Annotated in this window: 15 protein-coding genes; all 15 read right to left on the reverse strand. The window is 46.8% G+C overall.

Annotation, left to right across the window (positions count from 1 at the left end):
- Nucleotides 1-41 precede the first annotated feature (41 nt).
- Nucleotides 42-1,244, reverse strand: coding sequence for a hypothetical protein (locus ACAW68_08750; protein ID XGA15545.1), 1,203 nt, complete (start codon nt 1,242-1,244; stop codon nt 42-44).
- Nucleotides 1,241-1,951 carry a GntR family transcriptional regulator gene (locus ACAW68_08755; GenBank protein XGA15546.1) on the reverse strand — a complete coding sequence of 237 codons (711 nt, stop codon included), beginning with the start codon at nt 1,949-1,951 and terminating at the stop codon, nt 1,241-1,243. The genes ACAW68_08750 and ACAW68_08755 overlap by 4 nt, the downstream gene beginning before the upstream one ends.
- Before the next feature lie 91 nt (nt 1,952-2,042).
- Nucleotides 2,043-2,963 (reverse strand): nucleoside hydrolase, encoded by a 921-nt coding sequence (locus ACAW68_08760; protein ID XGA15547.1) that lies wholly within the window; start codon nt 2,961-2,963, stop codon nt 2,043-2,045.
- Between the two features lie 15 nt (nt 2,964-2,978).
- Nucleotides 2,979-4,031, reverse strand: coding sequence for an oxidoreductase (locus tag ACAW68_08765; protein XGA15548.1), 1,053 nt, complete (start codon nt 4,029-4,031; stop codon nt 2,979-2,981).
- Between the two features lie 190 nt (nt 4,032-4,221).
- Nucleotides 4,222-5,847, reverse strand: coding sequence for a peptide ABC transporter substrate-binding protein (locus ACAW68_08770; GenBank protein ID XGA15549.1), 1,626 nt, complete (start codon nt 5,845-5,847; stop codon nt 4,222-4,224).
- Between the two features lie 225 nt (nt 5,848-6,072).
- Nucleotides 6,073-6,840 (reverse strand): TIGR01457 family HAD-type hydrolase, encoded by a 768-nt coding sequence (locus ACAW68_08775; protein ID XGA15550.1) that lies wholly within the window; start codon nt 6,838-6,840, stop codon nt 6,073-6,075.
- 12 nt (nt 6,841-6,852) lie between these two features.
- On the reverse strand, nt 6,853-7,488 hold the full coding sequence (locus ACAW68_08780; protein XGA15551.1) for a YutD family protein: 636 nt from the start codon (nt 7,486-7,488) through the stop codon (nt 6,853-6,855).
- Between the two features lie 18 nt (nt 7,489-7,506).
- Nucleotides 7,507-8,898: a bifunctional UDP-sugar hydrolase/5'-nucleotidase gene (locus tag ACAW68_08785; protein XGA15552.1), complete on the reverse strand. Its 1,392-nt coding sequence runs from the start codon at nt 8,896-8,898 to the stop codon at nt 7,507-7,509.
- A 5-nt stretch (nt 8,899-8,903) separates the two neighbouring features.
- Entirely contained in the window at nt 8,904-9,524 is a 621-nt protein-coding gene (locus tag ACAW68_08790; GenBank protein XGA15553.1) for a metallophosphoesterase family protein, read from the reverse strand.
- 16 nt (nt 9,525-9,540) lie between these two features.
- Entirely contained in the window at nt 9,541-9,990 is a 450-nt protein-coding gene (locus ACAW68_08795) for a phosphoesterase (protein ID XGA15554.1), read from the reverse strand.
- 1 nt (nt 9,991) lies between these two features.
- On the reverse strand, nt 9,992-11,077 hold the full coding sequence (locus ACAW68_08800) for a M24 family metallopeptidase (protein ID XGA15555.1): 1,086 nt from the start codon (nt 11,075-11,077) through the stop codon (nt 9,992-9,994).
- Nucleotides 11,078-11,197: 120 nt separating this feature from the next.
- Complete coding sequence (gene menC, locus ACAW68_08805; GenBank protein ID XGA15556.1) at nt 11,198-12,307, reverse strand: o-succinylbenzoate synthase; 1,110 nt, start codon at nt 12,305-12,307, stop codon at nt 11,198-11,200.
- Nucleotides 12,297-13,106: a 2-succinyl-6-hydroxy-2,4-cyclohexadiene-1-carboxylate synthase gene (menH, locus tag ACAW68_08810; GenBank protein ID XGA15557.1), complete on the reverse strand. Its 810-nt coding sequence runs from the start codon at nt 13,104-13,106 to the stop codon at nt 12,297-12,299. Before menH ends, menC begins: the two co-directional genes overlap by 11 nt.
- On the reverse strand, nt 13,099-14,775 hold the full coding sequence (menD, locus tag ACAW68_08815) for a 2-succinyl-5-enolpyruvyl-6-hydroxy-3-cyclohexene-1-carboxylic-acid synthase (protein ID XGA15558.1): 1,677 nt from the start codon (nt 14,773-14,775) through the stop codon (nt 13,099-13,101). The genes menH and menD overlap by 8 nt, the downstream gene beginning before the upstream one ends.
- Entirely contained in the window at nt 14,772-15,929 is a 1,158-nt protein-coding gene (locus tag ACAW68_08820) for an isochorismate synthase MenF (protein ID XGA15559.1), read from the reverse strand. Before ACAW68_08820 ends, menD begins: the two co-directional genes overlap by 4 nt.
- Nucleotides 15,930-15,977 lie beyond the last annotated feature (48 nt).

Consider the following 15,977-nt stretch of genomic DNA (forward strand, 5'->3'; position numbering starts at 1 on the left):
ATATATACTCAATTCTACGCTTCGAATACTTATTCTACTACTTATAAGCTTTTCCAAATAGTCGTGTATTTTTGGCGCCGGCATACAATTTCATGTGTGTTTGTCTTAACAGTCATTGTACGCGTCGGCCGTACTCGCATTTTACCAGCTGCCACTTCAAAATCTAAACGATGACCCTCCGCGTCGACCAACGAAAAACCCCAGTGTCCCAGAATGGGTTTAGCAGGCAGGCCTTGCAAAACAAACTGGTCGTTGCTTAGGTAACCACCAGACAACCATTTCAGTAAACCACTAATGCGATGTGGGCCATCCCCATCCGGAACCGACTGATAAAAATCACCCGTCATATCTGTCGGTGCCCCGTGTAACAGTTGTAAGAAAGCCTCCTCAGATAACGTTTGGCGACAACGATATAATGTCCAGCGGGCATTTCTTAACCACCCAAATTCCTTCGTCGCATTAAGCTGAAATTGTTCCCAAAATTCACGCCAACGTGTCTGATTTTGACTCGCCAACACATCAAAACGACACCGTGGGCCCTCCAAAAAAAATTGGACGACCGATAATGGACGTCCATTGATAGGTTTATGCGTAATAACTCCATGTTCATGAGTTGTATGCACTAACCCATTTGTCTCGATGTAATCAATATCGGTTACTGGCACCTGTAATTGCATCGTAGCAGTACCAGCGATGGTTAAACGACGAGCGATTGGCCGGCCAGTCTCAAACTCACGTAAGACACACATGCTGACTGATAACCAATCCCCGTTGGTCATTTGATGTTCATAACTCGTCAAATGACAGCCCCACCTCATATCCTCGACTGCCAACCAAATTTCACCTGGCGCTGGCTTAATCAAGAGGCGTTCTTGACCAACCGACAATTCCCAGCCACACGCCAGGTCAGGACCATCTGCAATGGAAATGGCATTACCCGTTCGGCGCGTCCAAACCGCGTCTTCTAGCAAATCCTTTTGTGACTGGCCGGCGATTGCCACCGATAAGTTCAGCCGCACCATCCAGGCATGTGGCCACACTTCAGTGACCAGCCGCCAAATAACCCGGTTCTGTTCCTTCAAACCTTCATTGACGATAATGACTTGTTCAATCTCTGCTTCATGGCACAACCATTCGGTCACCGCTAGATAAGTCGCTTGTAGCGATTGGGTTTGCCACGAAAACACTTTTTGACGGCCAGCTTTAATTTCAGTTGGCGTCATTTTAAAACGGATGGTTTTCATGGCTTGCCCACCTCAACAAAGCGACAGACATCACCCACATAAATGTTTTTCTGAACTTGAATAATCTCCGAACGACGATCAAACAAAACCGCTTGCTGAATAAACACCGCCGAACCAGGCGCGATTTTCAATACCTCGGCCTGCGCATCCGTTGCGACCCCTAAGACAATATGTCGCACTGCATGACTAGTTTGAATCCCAAAACGAAGATAAAAGCGTTCAATAGCTGTCGCAGTCGCTAAATCATTCAACTTCGGCGCATATTTCGGCATCACAAAATGTTCTTCTAGCGCCACTGGTTGACCATTAAGCAACTTTAAAACACCGACATGAATCGTCGGTAGGCAGACGCGTTCTAGCTTTAACAAGGCGATGATATCAAGTGGCATCTCACAGTCATCAATTGAACAAAGCTCGGTTGTCAGCGACGCATTATGCGTGATTTGCCATTCCGATAATTGCTTTAATTCGGTAACCGGCACCGCGAAAACTGGCTGCTCAGCAACCCGCGCAACTCGCCCCTTTCGCCGAATAATCAAGCCGTCCATTTCCAACAATCGCATCGCCCGCCTAATCGTCTCACGCCCACATTCATAGTGCGTCCCCAAATCCGATTCGCTCGGCAATGGCATGCCACTTTGATACGTCCCATTTCGTATCTGCATTTGTAGCTCTTTATAAATCTCTTCGAACACATACTTTCCCATAGTAAAAAGTCCCCCACACCGCAGATTATACGGTAATGGGGGACTATGTTCTAGACAAGGTGTTAACTGTTAACACCCGTTCTAAGATTGATTAATACTTAGCCAAAGAGTCCAAAATCAACGCCACAAACTTATCGTTATCAAGGGTTGTCATCAACTCAGCATTGGCTGGCTTACCTGTCATGTTATGCTGGTCAACTACCAAACGGCCGCGCGTCAATTGACCTTGTGTTTCCACATCAACGTAGTATGCCTTACCAGCAAACATTGATGGGTCAATCAAGTACGCAATCACTTCAGGGTCATTCAAAACAACCGGTACATCCGGGTTGCTGAAGTCACCGTAGTTTTCCATCAAATCAGCCGCAGCTTGAGCCACTGGGTTTTCAATCGCACGCATCTTCGCAACTGTCTCAGATGAAATCACACCTTGCTCAGTCAAATCACGCGTAATCATTACCACTGGCACACCACTGTTCACGATAATCTTAGACGCGTCTGGATCGATTGAGAAGTTGTATTCAACGCCTGGGTAACGGTTACCTGTGTTAATTGCCCCACCCATCAACACAATCTTTTCGATCTTGCTGTGCAATTCTGGGTGTGCCGCCAACAACAAAGCCACGTTCGTCACAGGACCACTGATACCAATAACCATTGGCTCGTCGGCTTCACGCAACGTCTTTGCCATCAAGTCGATACCGGCTAGTTCTGAAGGCTCGAAGCCAGGCTCTGGGAATTCAGTCCCGTCCAAGCCAGTAAACTCACGCCAGTTGTCAGCAAGACCGAATGGCTCAATCAATGGCTTAGCTGCACCGTGGGCTACCGGAATACCCGTGCGTCCCAAAAGCGTCAACGCCTTCATGGCATTCTTTTGTACGTTTTCAACTGTTTGGTAAGCAACCGTTGTTGAAACCGCCTTGATTTCCACCTTGTCCGTGTTCGCCAACGCCAACATCAAGCCGAAGAAATCTTCGTGACCTGGGTCACAGTCCAAAATCATCTTAATCATTATGTCGTCCTCGTTTTAGGCAAAGTGTTGGATGTGTGGACCTTGCTCCTTGAAGCCAGCGTCCAAAATTTCCAATTGCGTCAAGATTTGCTCGTCAGTAACTTCCTTCTCAGCACCGTGCAAAATCACATCCACACAGTTTTGGTACATCAAACCATAGTTACCACGTGGCGTTTCCATCTTGTGCTCAACCGTATCACCGTAAGCGTTGATGTACTTAATCACGCCGTAGTTATCTGGGTTGTCAGCACCGAAGTTAGGCTCTGATGGTGAGATACCAGCCAAAATATCGTTTTCTTGTGCATCCATACCGTACTTAATGAATGAACCATTTGTACCGTGCAAGATGTACTTAGGATATTGGTCAGCAACCAAGAAGCTCGTCTTCAACTTAGCACGCAACTTGCCGTAGTACATGTTAACTTCAAAGTTATCGTCAACACCTTCAGGGTTCGTCACTGACTTAATGTCGTATGCAACCGCTTCTGGCTTACCCCACAACTTGATGATTTGGTCCAATGGGTGGACACCGTAACCGTAGAAGGCACCATCAATTTGCGTACCAGGGTTTGAAGCAGCCCCTGGACGGAAGTAATCGAAGTGTGACTCGAATTCAATTGGCTCACCAATGAAACCGTGGTCCAAGATGTATTGCAACTCCATGAACTCACCATCGAAACGACGGTTTTGGAATGGCGTAATCAACAATCCCTTTTCGTTAGCCAATGCAATCAGTTCCTTACCCTCGGCAACTGATGTCACGAATGGCTTTTCAACCATCACGTTCTTACCGGCTTCCAACAAACGCTTTGCCAATTCAAAGTGTGATGGTGCCGGCGTAATAACAGAAACAAATTGGATTTCTGAATCATTAACCACTTGATCCAAATCATCCGTGAAGACAATCCCACGTGCTTCCAAAGCAGCTTGATCTTCAGGTCGCTTGTTCAAAGACGGCGTGTAAATCGTCTTAATTTGAACGTTTTCATTTTCCAACAAATAAGGCAAGTGGTAACGGTTTGCACTGTTACCGAAGCCAACCAAGGCCATAACCAACTTTTCTGACATATCAATACTCCTAAAAGATACTTTATTGCTCATTAATTAACAAAGTTAATTGTAAGCGGTTGCAGTTTTACGTGCAAGCGATTTCACAATTTGTTCAAAAAGAATTTTGGGCGGGGTGTATTCGACACCAACTAACGAAAAAAGAGCAATAGCCTCACTGTGCCATTGCCCTTTAATGTTTTGTCACTATTTACTTCTTGTATGCCCACTTCCAGTCGAATGGTGCACCAGTTGGGTTTGATACAACACCCTTAACTGATTGACGGTACAACGTTGCATATGATTGGTAGTAAAGTGGTGCGACACCGACTTCCTTCTCAATGATTTGCTCAGCCGTCTTGTAATCATCGAAGCGCTTTGCTTCATCGTTTACATCAGTTGTCTTGGCAGCCTTTTCAGCATTGTCGTAGTCGGCATTTGACCAGCTACCGTTGTTGAATGATGAATCAGACGTGTACAAGTCCAAGAACGTTGATGGATCACCGTAATCAGCACCCCATGCTGAGATAACCAAATCGAAGTTCTTATCCTCTGACAAAGCCAAACGTTGCTTGAATGGCACCGTCTTGATTGAGACCTTCAAACCTGACAAGTTTTGCAATTGTGATTGCAAGAATTGTGCCGTGTTCTTAGCCTTGTCCGTGTCGTCAGTCAACAATTGCAAGCTTAGCTTCTTCTTGCCCTCTTCCTTCAAACCTTCGGCGAACAACTTCTTTGCCTTCGTCTTATCGTAAGCAATTGCACCCTTAGCTGCAGCTGACTCAGCAAAGTCCTTACCAGTGTTTGGATCCTTAGCTAGGTTCTTAGCCGTCAACGTGGTTGCTGGCGTTGCGTTACCCTTCAAAATCTTATTAGACAACGTCTTACGATCGATTGCGTATGACAACGCTTGTCGAATCTTAACGTTCTTCAAAGCGGCAACCTTCTTCTCGTTGAACTCCAAGTAGAACGTTGAAGCCATTGGGATAACCTTGTAATCCTTACGCTTTGCTGATGCGCGCACTTGGTCAGATGACAAGTTCGTGTAGTCGACCTTACCAGCCTTGTACAAGTTGTAACCCGTGTTTTGGTCCTTAACTGTTTGGATGACAACTTCTGGCGTCTTCACAGCCTTAGCATCCCAGTAGTTCTTGTTCTTAACCAATGAATACTTGTTGTTTGAACCAGTCCAGCCCTTCAAAACGTATGGTCCTGAAGACAACGTGTACTTAGCAGCCGTACCATACTTGCTACCAACCTTCTCCACAAACTTTTGGTTTTGTGGGTAGAATGGCGCCATCGTCAACACTGACTCAAGTTGTGGCATTGGCTTTTCAAGTGTCACTTCAAGCGTTGTGTCATCAACGGCCTTTACACCCAAGTCGCTCAAGTTCTTGTCCTTACCTGATTGGATGTCATCGGCACCCTTGATACCTGAGAACAAGTAAGCATATTGTGAAGCTGTCTTTGGGTCATTCGTACGTTGCCAACCGTACACAAAATCTTGTGCCGTGATTGGCTCACCGTTGGCCCACTTCAAGTTCGGACGCAACTTAAATGTATACGTCAAACCATCATCTGACTTTTGGACTGATTCTGCCAATGCCAACTCTGGCTTGTTGTCCTTACCGTTACGGTATAGTCCGTCACCCGTCGCCTGCAATGCATCGAAGTCAACTGCTGCGGTTGCCTTTGATGGGTCTGCGGTTCCCAAGTCAGCCGTTTCTGTCCAGTTGATCGTCTTATACGTTGCTGCGTTTGCTGCCAATGGCGCAACTGCTGATCCCAAAATTACTGCGGTTGAGAGTAGCACTGATGTCTTTACCAATTTATTCATATCCCACATTCCCCTGTTTCTTGCACTTTTAGTATGTGGATTAATATAAACTAAGAAAAAAGAAGTGTCAATGCCATCTTTCTCTAATGTTAATAAACCTAACATCAAGAATGTCGTAAATGCCTGTGTTTCGGCATTCCTAAAATTAGAAAGTTTTAATTTTATTTTCTGAAAAGCTAAATATGTACAAAAAAAGCGAGCAAAAATGCTCGCTTTTTAATCAGATTAAATTGTCCAATCATCTAATGAATCGACTTCATGAGTTGGTTGTTGTGCTTCTTGAGCAACTTGTTCCTTTGTAGAAACACCGGTGTAAACCAACAACGTATCGATGCCAGCATTCAAACCGGCACGAATATCCGTGTTGTAGTTGTCACCAACCATCACAACTTGATCTGCCGTTAGTCCCGTTAGTTCCAAAGCACCATTCATGATAATGGTTTCTGGCTTTCCAACAACTACCGGCTCCTTTTGAACAGCCGTACGCAACGCGGCAACCAACGTACCAGCACCTGGCAACATTCCACGTTCATTAGGCAAGTTCGTATCAACGTTCGTCGCAACAAAAGCGGCCCCATTTTGAATGGCCAACGTTGCTTGGACCAACTTTTCATAGTTGATTTCACGGTCCAACCCAATCGCAACGGCATCAGCTGGCGCTTCGCTAACCAGCTCAAAACCCTTAGCTTCCAAGGCCGTACGCAACCCAATTTCACCAATCATCAAGACACGCTTCACATTTGGCAACGTTGCCAAGTAGTCGGCGGTTGCCATTGCACTTGTGTAGACTTGGTCGGCCGTCGTTGGGATGTCGTGATTCTTCGTTAGATTTTCAGCAACTTCGGCTGGTGTCTTCGTTGAATTATTCGTGACAAACAAATATTGCGAATCAGACGCAGCAAGGCGCTCGATGAAACGCTTACCAGCTGGAAACTGCTTGGTTCCTTGGTAAATAGTGCCATCTAAGTCAATAAAATATCCTGCGTAAGTCATCAATTAATTTCCTTATCCCTTTTCAGTCGTTGTTTGGCGTTCACGGATTTGGAAACGACGACGCTTCTTACGCCCCTTCGTTTCAACCGTGTTCGCGCGTTCCTTTACATGCTTAGCCTTGCCGTTACCTGGCGCTGGCTTAGTTGTCTCAGCAATCGCTGCCGTCTTTGGCTTTGGCTTGTGGTGACCACCATTTGGGTTAGTACCGCCATTGCCAGTTGAACGACGTTGACGACGACGCTTGCGGTGCGCCGTATTCGGCTCTTCTTCAGCTTCAGGTACATCATGTGGCTCAAGGTTTTCAAGCACAAAGTATGGTGCACCAAAGTTTACTTCTTCATATAAGTAATCTTGTAGTGCAGAAATTTGATTGCTACGGGCAATACCGGCCGTGCCATCCTTGTAAAAGCCACGCAAACGTAGCTGATCAGCCGCGATGTCACCAACCAGAAAATCATACTTTTCTAGGAAGTCGCTAAATCGTGCCGCCATTTTTTGCTGATTGTATGCTTCACGATAATCTTCGACCAAACGGTAACTACGTTCATTAATGAAAATAATATTATCTTCACCGGCCGTAATTGTCGTGGCTTCTTGTCGCTTCATAAATTGCTCTTCAGCAAGTTCTTTCATGCGTTCGCGATCCATGTTTTGCCTCCTTCCTAATTAATTTTCTTCTTTATTTGGTAAAAACGTTTCGGCAAGATATGCCGCAAAGTCCTCTCGAATTACTGTATCATATGACATCACGTTCTGTCCCGCTATTTCCAAAGTTGGGAAGTACGGAATAAACATGTAATGATCCAGTGCGCCAATGGTATACGTTGCGTCTAAATCAATCGGCTGGTCGTGAATAAACACATCCCCATCCGAATCAATTCGCAAGCCAGACCAAACCACCTCGCCCCACGTATCGCCACGGAAGCCCATGCCTCGTAGCCGGTTAGGTCGAAGGAAGTTGCGGTTCTTCTCAACTTCATGTGCCAAGCGCCACAAATCGCGTCCCTTCAACGTTGAACGCATTGGGTGCACTGCGTGTGGTAGCAACGCATGCAAATCATTGGCCGTTACGATACCGGCTGGCAAGTCCGTCAAAAACAAGCCCGTTGAAAGCATCGCAATATCCGTGTGCGTGCGTTCCTTCAATGCTGCTAGGCCGAGGTCAATCAAGCGATGTTCACCCTGAATACCATTCGTGTAAGTGGTTGGTAATTCAGCAACCACACGCTTAGCGAGCTGTTGTTCACCACTCGTTTGATAACCTGCAATTTCGACGAGATCTTCTGGCAACGTTGGCAAATCATCCGTCACGACTGTCGTGGCCTGCACGGCTGAAATATGTCTATCTTCAATCGTTAAATCGATGCGACCAATATGGTCACCATAACGACCCGCAGCAGCTAGCATAGTGTCACCATGCTGCTCACCATTCGCCAACAAGTGGTGCGTGTGTGCGCCAATGATGACGTTTAAATCAGGATAATGCGTTGCCAAATAACGATCAGTTGGCAAACCTAGGTGTGAGAGCAACACAATAAAATCAACTTGGTCAGTTAGTTCTGGCACAAGTCGATCAAGTGCATCCGTCACCTTTTCAGGCATCCAGCCCAACAATGGGAACGTCAAAATGAATGGTGCCGTCAAACCAAGCACCCCAACACGTGTGCCCTTAGGTGTTGTAATGATTTTATGCGTCACCGCCCAGTCTGGTACTTCACCAGTCTGGCGGTCCGTAATATTACCGAGCACAACTGGGAAATTGGCATGGTCATAAAGATGGTTCATATCATCATGTGCCAAGCCCAGTCCTTCATTATTACCAATCGTGACTGCGTCATAACCAATTTCATTTAACAAAGCGACATTGGCTTGCCCCATCGTCGCTTCCGTTAGCGGGTGTTGACGGTCTAATGCATCCCCAATATCGAAGGTCAACACACTGCGACCTTCACGAATCAAATGACGCTTTTGTGTTTGCAAATAACGTCGGATTTGTGGCCAGTGCTCCAAATGCGAGTGGATGTCGTTCGTATGCAAAATTGAAATATTATCCTGCATACGTTTTACCTCCGCTTTGCAAAATCATCGTGCTTGCGTTGAATAATCGTCTCAATCTCATTGAAATTGAGTGGCGTACTCCAGACCGGACGCTCATCTGCCATCAGGTAATCCAAATCAGTACTGTCCACACCAACGTTGATGTTTTCAGGAATTGGTACCATTGTGTGGTGAATGTGACCGTGTAAGTTAATGCTGCTTGGCGTTTGGCCAAACATCATTGGGTAGTGCGTCAAGAAAAATTGGTGGTGGTTCGCTTTGATAATGCGACCAACATCCTCAAATTCATACTTTGGCTTACCATCAGACAACACTGGGTTGTGGGCAGCCAAGTACTTGAACAATGCACGTGAGTCGTGGTTTCCCTTGATAATCACAATGTGTCCATTCAGTTGTTCCAAAATTTCAGCAATCATTTCGTGACCCTTACGCGCAGGTCGCACATGATTGACCATCGCAATATCACCCAAGTGGTACACGGTGTCTGTTTCCCCGACACGATCATTCCATGCCTTAATCATTGCAGGGTGTTCATCGGCCAAAAAGTCGAATGGACGTGGTGCAAAATTGTTGCTTTGCAATAGTTCCTCATGGAAGAAATGCGTATCTGAAGTAAAAAATTCCATTTCTCTCGCCTCTCAATTAGCGGAGTCGACCGCCTTCATAACTCTTAATCCACTTCTCAAATAACTCAAAATCTGTCGGAAAATCATTATACCCAACAAAACGTAATTCATCTGGTTGCTCGGTAAACTTGACGCGAACACCCCATTCATCAGTTTTGTCAGTCACAACCCCACGATATTCCGGTTGCCAAGTTGGCAAAATTTCCATTAGTCGACGTTCAATATTTGGCCATTGGAACGAGACATCTTGCCACATTGACGCAAACGGACGACGCTTATCATCAGTCATGATTTCATCTGCATTCGTGCGTGAAAAATCAAACGTTGCATCCGTAATTTCAGCAAACGTCTTCATTTCAGCCGGCACACGCAAATAAAAAGCGTGCTGGTCAGTCTGCTTGGCATAGATGTAATCGAACCCAGCTGCTAAATTACCGCGATAATAAACAACGTATTCTAATGCCATCTTACTTATCAATCACAATCAAGTCAGTTGGAATGCCCGCCGTCAAATTCTCGAATCCGTCAGCCGTGACAATCACATCATCTTCGATACGTACGCCACCCTTACCAGCGACGTAAATACCAGGCTCAATCGTCAACAACATGCCTTCGCGAACGATGTCTTCGGCAGGTGAACTTGCTGACAAAACAGGGCCTTCGTGAATGTCCAAACCAATACCGTGACCCGTTGAGTGGTTGTATTCCTTACCGTAACCGGCTTCTGTGATAATGTCGCGGGCAACCTTATCCAAATCTGAATCTGCAACACCTGGCTTTACGGCATCAATTGTGGCACGTTGCGCCTTTAGGACAACATCATAAATAGTTTTTGACTCGTCATCCAACTCACCAAATGCCAACGTACGTGTAATGTCTGACGTGTACCCATCAACAAAGTAACCAAAGTCAATTGTCACCAAGTCACCAGCTTTGATAGCCTTATCTGAGTATGTTCCGTGAGGCAAAGCACCACGGTAACCAGATGCGACAATCGTGTCGAATGATGGCTTATCAGCACCCTTCTCCTTGATGATACGATCAAGCAAGTTGGCCACTTGACGTTCCGTCATACCAATGTGCAATTGTGGAATCATCTCGTTGAACGCTTCAACGGCAACCTCAGCTGAACGACGCAACTTAGCCAATTCATCAGTATCCTTCACTTCGCGAATTGCCTCAAGCAAAGCTGGTACGGGCGCGATATCAACGCCGACAAAGTTTTCATCCAAGTAATCGAAGTCACGGAATGGCAACGTATCTTCGAAGCCCAAGTTTTCAATCTTAAAACGCTTGGCTGCTGCCATCGCAACACCCCAGTAGTCACGGGTAACCAACAATTGAACACCCTCATCTAGGCGTTCGCGGTATTCTTCTTCGTAACGGGCATCGGTAATCAAAGCGGCGTTTTCACGACCAATCAAAACCAAGCCATCCCCAGTTCCGCCTTCGAAGCCAGTCAAGTAACGCATGTTTGTGCCGTTGGCGATGATCAAACCATCAATTCCCAATGGTTCGAACAAGCGACGGACATTTTCAATTCGTGTGTTCATGATTATTTTCCTCGTTTTCTTAATGCTTCCATTATAGCAAATCCCACCTGTCACTGCTGATAAGTGTTGTCTTTTCGCGCAATCAAAAAAACAGTCACTCAATTGAGTAACTGCTTAATCTTATGCTCTAAATATTTTCGTTGGTTGAGCTTGCAAACTGTTAATTGCGTCCCAATCGAGTGTCACACCGATTCCTGGTGCAGTCGGCACTGGTAACTGACCCGCATCTAACACTGGCGCATGCAAAATAATATCCTGCTCAAAGTAACGGTCCGCCTGCGAATTATCGCTAGGAATCACATTAGCTCCCGGCAAGCTGGCTAATGCCGCATCAACCGCGCGTCCTAAACCAGAACTTAGCATACCGCCAAGCCAAGGCAGTTTATTATCGGCTAGCGACAGCTCGATGGCCGTTTTTGCAGCTGTAATCCCACCGATTTTTGCTTGCTTGATTGTAAACGCGTCCGCCGTTTGATCGGCTAACGCACGCTCTACATCAGCTAAATCATTCAAGGATTCATCCAAACTAATGTGCATTTGCAACTTAGCTTGTGCTTCTTGATGCGCCTGCCATGCGTTAGTTGCAAATGGTTGCTCAATCATGAAAATGCCCGCCCCTTCCAATTGCTGGAGTCGAGCAAAATCAGTTGGTTGCCATGACGCATTGGCATCAACTGAAAATTGCTGATTCGGAAATTGACTAATGACTGTTTTTAACATTTCTAAATCCGTTTGCGAATCAATCTTCAACTTAATCCGTCGGTAGCCTTGGTTCACAGCATTCTCGACTGACGTCATCAATGCCATCTCAGTATCCGCAATGCCTATCGCAATCCCCACCGCAATTTCAGATACCGTACCACCAATCATTTGTTGAAACGATTGGTGCGTCGCTTTGCCATAAGCATCATAAAAGGCCATTTCAAGACCAGCTTTCGCAAATGACAGGTTTGAATGCGCAGCTAACCAATTGGCCATATCTACCGGCGTTGCAAAATCTTCGCCTAACAGCATAGGCACAAGGCGTTCGATTTCAGCAAGCGACTCAGCTTGTGACTCTGGGGCATAGCTACGATCGATAAACGATTGCACATCCCCATACCCAGTCACACCATCCGCCGTTATAGCAATCAACGTTAGAGGTCGATCATATGTCACGTCATGGGCGGTTTTAAATGGTTGGGTCAAGCGCAACGTCAATGGGCGTAGTTCGATTTGTTCAATCCGCATCGTCGGCATACTCCATTAGTATGTTCGTTACCGTAGTGGGTTGTTCAAAATGAACATTGTGTCCAGCATTGGCAACCGCTACGCGTGCAACACTCGGCAGTGCTTCAGCCATTCGGTCGTTAATCACCGTAAACTTAGCATCATCACTACCAGTAATTAGCACCACCGGCACCTGCAAATTAGCCAACTCTGGCCAATAGTTAGGCATAGCGCCAGTACCAAAACCGCGCAACGAATTGGCCACGTTGGTCGCCGTTTGGTTAACGCGTTGCTCGTGCATAAACGCTTGTTGTTCAGCGGACGCATTTTGCTGACTCGCGAAGAGTGGCAGCTTTTCCCAGTCAGCGACAAAGGCATCCATACCATCGCGCTCAATTCGATCAGCCTTTTGCTCATCACTTGCCACACGTGCTTCACGGTCAGTTTGATCTGCAATCCCCGCCGTCCCGCTTTCTAGGAACAACCGCTGGAGTCGTTCAGGAAATTGGTTTGCAAAGGCCAACGCTAGACGTGCGCCCATTGAATAGCCCACCAAGTTCACCTTATCAACACCCAATGTATCTAAGATGGCCACGATATCAAGGGCTTGGTTAGTTGCATCAAAGCGCTCTGCTGACACAATCGGCGTTTGCCCACTGAACCCTAATAGGTCCAAGTAAATGCGCGTACCAACCGGTTGCACTTGTTCGTAATCCGCAAAGCTCCCCATGAATCCGTGGAAAAATAACCACGTTGGTGCACCATCACCTTCAATACGCACGTGATAGGGATAATCGTTTACCAGTACCAGCTTATCCATTGAACGCCTCACGAATCTTGGCCAACACCGCATCGTGTTCGGCAACGTTTTGCACACGCGTACTTTGCACTTCAATCAAACGAAGTGATGTTGCAGGTTGTGCAAGCAACTCACGCAAATCATCTTGTGACGTTGCCAAGTGATAGTCCGCATCGTAAAGGGCAGCAATCTTCTCAACCGACAAAGCCAACGGTGTACCGAACATCGGCTCGAAGTAATCCTTTGCCGCTGCTTGGGGCAAGAACGAGAAGATCCCACCACCATTGTTATTAACAACCACAATCGTCATCGCCAAGTTGGCTTGATGAGCCATCATCAACCCATTCATATCATGGAAGAGCGTCAAATCACCCGTCAAGAATGTCGTTGGCTTGCCGTTCATCGCCATACCAAAGGCCGATGAGACTGTCCCATCAATGCCGTTAGCCCCACGGTTTGCCATCACATGCACATTCGCAGCTGGCATAAAGTAGTTATCCATGTCACGAATTGGCATTGAATTCGCTATGAATACTTGGCTATCAGCTGGAACAGCCGCCATCACACCAGGCAAGGCAACTTCAGACATTGCAGTCGTTGCAATTGCTGTTGCCAGCGTTTGCTTAACCGTTTGCCATTGTGTGAGGTAATCGTTCTCAGTACGTCCATCGGTCGCCAACAAATCATCGACCAAGGCCATTTCATCAACGGCCAACGTTGTCGTTGTTTGGCGCGAGTGGTCGTGACCAGCATGGTTAACCCCGACTTGAATCACCTGTACCTGCTTGTCACGTAGCCAAGCAACAACACGGGCTGAAACTGGTGTCCCACCAAAGCGAACAGCGACATCAGGTACGAGTGCGTCATCAAGCGCACCAGCTTCAAGCAAAGCATCAATACCATTAATAGCTGCGTCACTTGGACGCACGTTACTCAAGACATCTGCCAACATCGGCGTTTGGAAGTGCTCAGCCAAGGTTGCAAACTTTTCAGCTTGCCACCCCGTCTCATCAGGTCCCACTAATAGCAGTGCCTTTTCATCGCGCAGCTTGTTCGCAAGCATTGCAACAGTCGCTTCGTCAGCACGCATCGTGCCAACCGTAATGATTTGTTCAGTCACGGTTGGCCACGCTTCGCCTAAATCAGGCATCAACGGCTTACGTAATGGCAAGTTAATTTGAACTGGTCCAGCTGGTGCAGTCGTCGCCGTAGCAACCAGTTGTTGGACATGGTAATCGATGTACGCTGTCACATCAGTGTGGTCATCTTGCATTTGCAACGCACTAAATGCCTTTGTGTTGTCGCCATACATATTAGCTTGGTTGACCGTTTGCGGCGCGCCAATTTCTTGTAACTCTTCTGGTCGATCAGTCGTCAACGCAATCAAGGGCACGTGTGAAATGTGCGCTTCCATGATTGCTGGCAAGTAATTGGCCGTTGCCGTTCCTGATGTCGCTAACAAAGCTACTGGCTTGTGCATTGCCTTGGCCATTCCGAGCGCAAAGAAAGCTGCTGAGCGCTCATCCACATCCACCGTCACACGGACGTCATCACGAACAACTTGCATTTCAGCAAGCAACAAAGCGAACGGCGTCGTACGTGAACCTGGTGATACCACGAAGTCATGTACACCTTGGATAACCAAGCTGGTCAATAAGTGCTTAATGTTTCGGGTCAAAATTTCATTCATTTAACTTGTCCTTCTAGTAAGTTCATCATTGGTTGCATCTTCAACCCAGTTTCAGCATATTCTGAATCCGCATTTGAATCGGCCAAAATACCCGCACCGGCAAAGAGATTGGCTTGCGTGCCAGTCACCCACATTGAGCGAATGCCGACAATCATTTCACCGTCCCCATTTGGCTTCACAACACCAACCGGGCCAGCAAATAAGCCACGCGGTTGACGTTCAATTTGCGCAATTGTTGCCATAGCCCAGTCAACTGGCTTACCACCAAGGGCTGGGGTTGGATGCAAGCGCTCTGCCAACGCCAGCACCGTGTTAGCATCACGTAACTTTCCAGCAATTGGTGTGTACAAATGTTGTACTTGCGGGTTCTTCATAATTTGTGGGCCATCTGGCAAAGTTAAGTCAGCCACGTCAGCGAGGCGGTCAACAATTGTGTCAACGACATACGCGTGCTCTTGCAAATTCTTCGCATCATGCAACAGTTCATCCGCTAGCTGTTCATCTTCAGCATCCGTCGTGCCACGACGAATTGTGCCAGCCACACCGGCCGTCTCGAATTGTCCACGGTTCACTTTAGCCAAGCGTTCAGGCGTCGCTGAAATAAACACCTCATCCCCACGCTTGATCACCATGTGATAACTGTTCGGTTGCTGATCTGCCAAATCCGCCAACAACTGAGCCAAATTCAAGTGACCAGATAACGTTACTTGGCGTTGACGACCAAGCACAACCTTTTGGTGCGCCTCATTATTAGCCATATCCCGAATGGCATCGTTCACGCGTTCAGGCCAATCCATTTCATCCGTCGTTGCTGTAATTGCAACTGCGTCTTGGCGATAAGGTGCGCCAAACGGATTCGTCTCACGTCCCCACAAGTATTGATCCGTGATGTCGTACAATACCGCTGGCAACACAAAATAGCCATTCATTAGTTGGCTCTCTGTTACGTTTTGGTCATCGAATGCAAATCCACCAAAGACCAGATAGCGCTGTTGCTTCGCCCAGTCTGCGACTTCTTCGAATGATGCCCCAATTAATTCTTCTGCAATTCCGAAACCATAATAGCGTGCACGCTTATCCGCTGTTGCAAAATAAACGGCATTTTCAGCTTGCGCAAATCGATCACGGAGTTGTTTTTCAGATGGAAAACTCATGCTTATACCTCACTTCTGTTCTATTAGTATAGCACTCGTTTGTCCCAT

It is taken from the genome of Weissella confusa (assembly GCA_041871065.1).
GTDB lineage: Bacteria > Bacillota > Bacilli > Lactobacillales > Lactobacillaceae > Weissella > Weissella confusa_A.